This window comes from Leptospira perolatii (assembly GCF_002811875.1).
Lineage (GTDB): Bacteria > Spirochaetota > Leptospiria > Leptospirales > Leptospiraceae > Leptospira_B > Leptospira_B perolatii.
This window is the reverse complement of record NZ_NPDZ01000048.1, coordinates 1-530: the sequence shown is the minus strand read 5'-3', so window position 1 is coordinate 530 and position 530 is coordinate 1. Positions and strand designations below refer to the sequence as shown.

Annotated in this window: 1 protein-coding gene; it reads right to left on the bottom strand. The window is 44.0% G+C overall.

All coding sequences use genetic code 11. The features are described from left to right. On the bottom strand, positions 1-530 hold a 530-nt coding region (locus CH373_RS18730), incomplete at both ends, for a hypothetical protein (RefSeq protein ID WP_165778879.1).

Here is a 530-nt window from a genome sequence, read left to right as displayed (position 1 = left end):
TAACCCTTGGAAAAACTTCAGTTTCGCCATCTCATCAGTAAAGGCTCCTGTGTTTTCCAATGCTTCCAATACAGCTGTGTTTACTTCCTCGCCCTTGGTCTGTTTTTCCACGAAGAAATTCCGTAGCTGGTTCACGTAGCCGACCAGTTGGTCCTGGGAGATCTGATTCTTTGGCTCTCCTCCCAGATACACTTGGATCCGTCCCTCTAATCCATTGCGGAATGTCGCAATCTGACCCGCAAGTGCGTCTTTGTCCGTTTTAGATTTCTCTAATACACCTAGTCCAAGATCCGCTGCACTTAATAGATTCGCCTTTGCTCCTGCTGGCAAAAAGTCGTTTTGTACATTATATACTTCGAATATATCTCTCGTAAATAGTGCATCGTATTCGATCAGTCGATCTGTCAGCTCTCCTTGAGAACTGGAATAATACTGAAAATCATACAACCCACCGCTGTTGTTATAATCATTTCTCACTCCCTCAGGCATGATTGCGAGTGATGCATCGTTTACCAAAAACTTATTAGGCA